The sequence below is a fragment of the Frigoriflavimonas asaccharolytica genome (genome assembly GCF_013294015.1).
Lineage (GTDB): Bacteria > Bacteroidota > Bacteroidia > Flavobacteriales > Weeksellaceae > Frigoriflavimonas > Frigoriflavimonas asaccharolytica.
In genome coordinates this window covers 1-5,359 of the sequence record NZ_JABSNO010000049.1, presented here as the reverse complement: position 1 = coordinate 5,359, position 5,359 = coordinate 1, and the positions used below count along the sequence as shown (strand labels likewise).

Below are 5,359 nucleotides of genomic sequence, written 5' to 3'. Positions count from 1 at the left end.
ACATAAAGATACGTTTTCTTGCAGATATAAACAAACTTTATAACTTCTAAATAACTATTAATCAGTTGTTTAAATAGTTTTTAATGGCTGACTAAATAGCAAAATTGGGAAAAGCGCAAAGTGTATTGATTAAAAACTTTTTTATCTTTCAAATAAATACCCTCGTTTTTTTTAATGATTGAAATTTTGAAAAAGGCAAAGAATTATCAATTTAAAAGTACGAGAATTTGTACTTAAAAATTACAAGAATCTGAATATCTCTTCAAATTTTGTAAATTTGAAACATCAATGATTTCAGGTACAATTTAATAATCATACCATCCCCAATTTCATTGACCTAAATAACTTGAATTATATTTTGAAAAATACATTTAGATCCCTCATATTTTCGGCTATATTCCTTTTGTCTTGCGGAAAATATAATGCTCAAGATTCTGCAGAAATTTTAAATTTAAAAAAGAAAATAACAGAAACAACATTAAATAAACTAGAACAAGAAAAGAAAATTAGAATAGGAATACATTCTGGACCTGTGATTGCCGGAATTGTAGGCGTGAAAAAGTTTGCTTACGATATTTGGGGAGATACTGTGAATACTGCTGCTAGAATGGAACAAAACAGTGTACCTGGCAAAATAAATGTGTCTGAAACTACTTATAATTTAACAAAAAACCACTTTATCTTTGAGCACAGAGGAGAAATAGAAACCAAAGGTAAAGGCGCATTGAATATGTATTTTGTAAATGAATTTTAATTTATTATTTTGAAGAACCCATTATTTCATAAAATTTTAGCTGTTGCATTCTTGTTTATCCAAACTATTCTGATAGCTCAAAACTCTAGAGTAAGTCCACAAATTATCAGCATAAAAAATTTGGAGAAAGAAATCTCTCTTGATCAAAAATATAAAGTGTCCAAAGAGGATAAGGCTATTTTTGCAAATCCAGCTTTTGATGATACTTCTTGGCAAAGCATAGATATTTCTAAAGATTCTATCTTTCAGGATAGAAAAATTTACTGGTTGCGTTATTATGTGAAAGCAGACAGCAGTGTAAAAAATGTGCCCTTAAATCTTGAAATATTTCAGAAAGGAGCTTCAGAGGTCTATTTGAATGGAAATAAAATAAAAAATTTAGGGAAAATCGGAGAGGACAAAACTGGTAAATACATAGCAAAAGATAATAATCCTTTAATTTTGCAACTAGCCAATTCGGAAACCAATGTGATTGCAATTCGCTTTCAGCCCTATCTATATAACGATGTTGGGTTAATAAAATTTCAATTTAAAAATGGTGCTTTAGCTTTAACTCTCAATAATGCAGATTTATTTGTAAAAAATAAGTTGCAAGAGGTAGAAAAATTCAATTTTTTCTCAATGTTAATTTGCGGTATTTTTTTAGCGCTGGGTTTTATCCATTTATTGCTGTTTTTATTTTATAGAAAAGCCTTGTACAATTTGTTTTTTTCTCTGTATAATCTTTCAATTGGTGCAATGAGTTATATTGTTCTGCTATTTTACAATATAAAAGATCTAACAAAACAAGAGCATTACATTTACCTATTTTTCATTGCTTTTTTAGTTTTCGGCTTTTCGCTTACCGGATTTGTAAATAATTTGTTTGGTAAAAGCAAAATTAGGTCTCGGATCATGTTAGCAATTCCAGTGATTATTATTATTGTATATGAGATGAATCCAGATCTTTCTGTGATAATTTCGGTTTTTTATATAACGTTAGTTGGATTTGAAACTGTTTACCTCATTATTAGAGCTATGATAAGAAGAAAAAGATCTGCATTTATTGTCGGAGGTGGGATCTTACTATTTTTCATTTTCATTGTTTATAGAATAATTATCAATCTATTAAACATAGAATTTTCTTTATCAAACGATCTAACGAGTATATTTTCAATCGTTCTGTTGATCAGTTTTCCTGCCTCTATTTCAGCCTATTTAGCTTGGGAATTTGCAAATACCAATTTAAATTTAGTAAACCAATTGGGAGAAGTTAACCGTCTTTCGGAAATTAATTTCAAACAAGAACAAGAGAAACAGCAAATACTTCAAAATCAAAACGATCTGCTAGAAAAACAAGTGGACGAAAGAACACAAGAATTGCAAATAGAGAAGCAAAAAACTGAAGATCTATTACTCAATATTTTGCCAGAAGAAGTCGCAGAAGAACTGAAACAAAAAGGTAGTTCTGAAGCAAAACAGTACGATGAGGTTTCGGTCTTATTCACAGACTTCGTGAATTTCACGGTAAATTTAGAAAAAATTGGCGTGCAAGAAGTAATTGCAGAACTGAATGTCTGTTTCACGGAATTTGACCAAATAATGGGCAGACACAATTTAGAAAAAATAAAAACCATCGGAGATGCCTATCTTGCGGTAAGTGGACTTCCTGTTTCTGATGATCAGCATGCAGAAAATGCCATCAATGCAGCATTAGAAATTCTAGAATTTACTAAAAATAGAAAATTAAAAAATCCAGATGCGCTAGATATTAGAATAGGAATACATTCTGGACCTGTGATTGCCGGAATTGTAGGCGTGAGAAAGTTTGCTTAAGATATTTGGGGGGATACTGTGAATACTGCTGCTAGAATGGAGCAAAACAGTGTGCCCGGCAAAATAAATGTGTCTGAAACTACTTATAATTTAACAAAAAACCACTTTATCTTTGAGCACAGAGGAGAAATAGAAACCAAAGGTAAAGGCGCATTGAATATGTATTTTGTAAATTTAAAATAAATAACCATGAGATATAAAGAACTACAATCGGTGATTATTGATCTATTAAAAGAAAAACTTCCCGAGCATCTGTCCTATCATAGTGTTGCGCACATCACAGATGTTATAGAATCTGTGGACAGAATAGCGAAAGCAGAAAATTGTACCGAGGAAGAATTAATTTTGCTAAAAACTGCGGCACTTTTTCATGATACAGGCTTTATTTATGGAGCTAAAGATCATGAACAGAAATCCTGCGAAATTGCGCAATCCTACCTGCTCGATTATGGCTACAATCAAGCAGAAATAGACCAAATAAAAGGGATGATCATGGCTACGAAAATACCGCAAACTCCTGGAAATCATCTGGAAGAAATAGTCGCAGATGCAGATCTCGATTATCTTGGTCGGGATGATTTTTTTATAATCGGGAATAAATTATTTGAAGAATTATCCATGTTTGGCATCATCAACACTGAATATGACTGGAATCTTCTGCAAGAAAAATTTTTAGAAAATCATCATTTCTTTACAAAAACTGCCATCGAGACTAGAAATGAGAAGAAAAATGAAAATTTACAAATCATAAAAGAAAAACTAAAAAACGAAACAAACTAAAATGAGTTCAAAATCTACAAAAAACCATTCTCTATTTTCTATATCGGATATTGTATATTTAATTTTAGGAGTGCTCTCAGCAAGTTTTGCATTAAAAAGTTTTCTTGTACCAAATCATTTTTTAGATGGCGGCGTTACGGGTATTTCACTACTGATACATGAAGTGAAGCATTGGAATTTAGGAATTTTGCTGCTTATCTTAAATATCCCGTTTATACTCCTTGCCTATTTTAAAATTGGACGACATTTCGCGATTAGAAGTGTGTTCACCATTCTGCTCATCGCTGCTACAATGCATTTCGTACCATTTACAGAGTTGACGGATGATAAACTTTTGGTTTCCATGTTTGGAGGATTTTTCTTGGGAATTGGCATTGGACTTTCCATGCGTGGTGGCGGAACCTTTGATGGAATGGAAGTTCTTGCATTGCTCACCTTTAAAAATAGCAGTTTCAGCATTACGGAAATTATTTTGGGAATGAATGTAGTTATTTTTGTAATTGCGGCTGCATTTTTAAATATAGAAACCGCTTTGTATGCTATTCTGACGTATTTGGTAGCTAGCCAAACTACAAAATATGTGATCGAAGGAATAGAAGCTTACACCGGAATTACCATCATTTCATCTAATAGTGAAGAAGTGAAAAAAGCTTTGGTTTTAAATTTAAATAGAGGAATTACCGTCTATAAAGGTGAACGTGGCTTTATGAAAGAATCTTTTGAGCATAGTAATGATGTAGATATTATTTTCACCATCGTAACGAGATTAGAAGTTAGAAAATTGCAAAATATAGTGCGAGAAATAGATCCCAAGGCATTTATATTCACACAAACCGTGCGAGAACCACAAGGTGGAATAGTGAAAGAAATAATCAAACATTAATGAAAAATTTTTATTTGATTATCTTTTTGTTTTTTGCTTTGTATTGCAACGGGCAAACTTATACTTTTGATTATATCTTGACCTATCAATCTTCCAGTAAAGATAAATCAGACAAATCTTCTACTTTTGATGTACTTTTAAATTCGAAAAATAAAGACTATTATCTGATAATTTTTGACAAGGAAGGTGATGCTAGATTATTAGACGACAAAACTAAGAGAATGCATCATTTCAAAAGTTTTAAAGATGCTGCAGGAAATTATTCTTTTAAACACGATTTAGAAATATTTGGTATTGCTGAGTATGAAAATAAAGTGACTTTTAAAAAAAGTAATAAAGATTTATTTTCTATGAAACGAATATTGTCAAAAGGTGTTTTCAGACAATCTGCTTATAAGGTAGATTTTGCACTTAAAGAATGTGAAGCAGACCTGCTTTTTATTTTTGATGAAGCAGCTGTAATTATGACGACTAAAAATATCGAACAATTTAATAAGCTTACAAATACTGACAAAAACTATATTATTTCAAAATTAATATCTAATTACAAGGGAAATTCATCTGTAGTAAAATTAATTGGATTTGAAAAAATTAATACAAATGTTACAATTCCAAATCCAGAACAATGAAGAAACTAATACTCTTTCTATTTTTATTCTTTTTTAGTTACACCTGCTTTGCTCAAAAATATTATTTTGATTATATTTTATCTATAAAAAGCCAAGGCACGACAGCTAAACCAGAAATATTTAAATATCAAATTGGTGTAAGTTCTGCAAATGTGAGAAATACAGTAAGATATTTACATAAAAACGTAGTAAACATTTACGACGATGAAAACAACAAAAACATTGTGCTTAAAGTTGAAGATAGTTTGAACGCAGATGATAACGCAAAATCGCTCTTAGGAAACTATGCATTTTCAGGTGTAGATGAGCATTATTACAGCGCGAAAAATTTAGGTAACAATCAGTATTTAATTCAAAGTTATAATAACCAAAGAAAGAAAGGAAGCAATTTTGATGTCACCTACTATTTAGTCAGCGCTTAAAAACACTATGATTTTCAATTTCTAAAATTTTAATATTGATATTTTCTGGAATTTTTGATTCCAAGTTAAAGTTATC

The 5,359-nt window shown here is 30.7% G+C and carries 5 protein-coding genes and 1 pseudogene; all 6 read left to right on the top strand.

Annotated features, from left to right (window positions below; all coding sequences use genetic code 11):
• The first annotated feature begins 358 nt into the window (after nucleotides 1–358).
• On the top strand, nucleotides 359–754 hold the full coding sequence (locus HNQ03_RS16145) for an adenylate/guanylate cyclase domain-containing protein (RefSeq protein ID WP_317170384.1): 396 nt from the start codon (nucleotides 359–361) through the stop codon (nucleotides 752–754).
• A 621-nt stretch (nucleotides 755–1,375) separates the two neighbouring features.
• A pseudogene (locus HNQ03_RS16140) lies at nucleotides 1,376–2,752 on the top strand (adenylate/guanylate cyclase domain-containing protein).
• Nucleotides 2,753–2,758: 6 nt separating this feature from the next.
• Nucleotides 2,759–3,349, top strand: coding sequence for an HD domain-containing protein (locus HNQ03_RS15745; protein ID WP_173780649.1), 591 nt, complete (start codon nucleotides 2,759–2,761; stop codon nucleotides 3,347–3,349).
• Between the two features lies 1 nt (nucleotide 3,350).
• Nucleotides 3,351–4,232: a YitT family protein gene (locus HNQ03_RS15740; RefSeq protein ID WP_173780648.1), complete on the top strand. Its 882-nt coding sequence runs from the start codon at nucleotides 3,351–3,353 to the stop codon at nucleotides 4,230–4,232.
• A complete protein-coding gene (locus tag HNQ03_RS15735; RefSeq protein WP_173780647.1) occupies nucleotides 4,232–4,861 on the top strand; it encodes a hypothetical protein in 630 nt (209 codons plus the stop codon). The genes HNQ03_RS15740 and HNQ03_RS15735 overlap by 1 nt, the downstream gene beginning before the upstream one ends.
• Nucleotides 4,858–5,283 (top strand): hypothetical protein, encoded by a 426-nt coding sequence (locus HNQ03_RS15730; protein ID WP_173780646.1) that lies wholly within the window; start codon nucleotides 4,858–4,860, stop codon nucleotides 5,281–5,283. The genes HNQ03_RS15735 and HNQ03_RS15730 overlap by 4 nt, the downstream gene beginning before the upstream one ends.
• The last annotated feature ends 76 nt before the right edge of the window (nucleotides 5,284–5,359 follow it).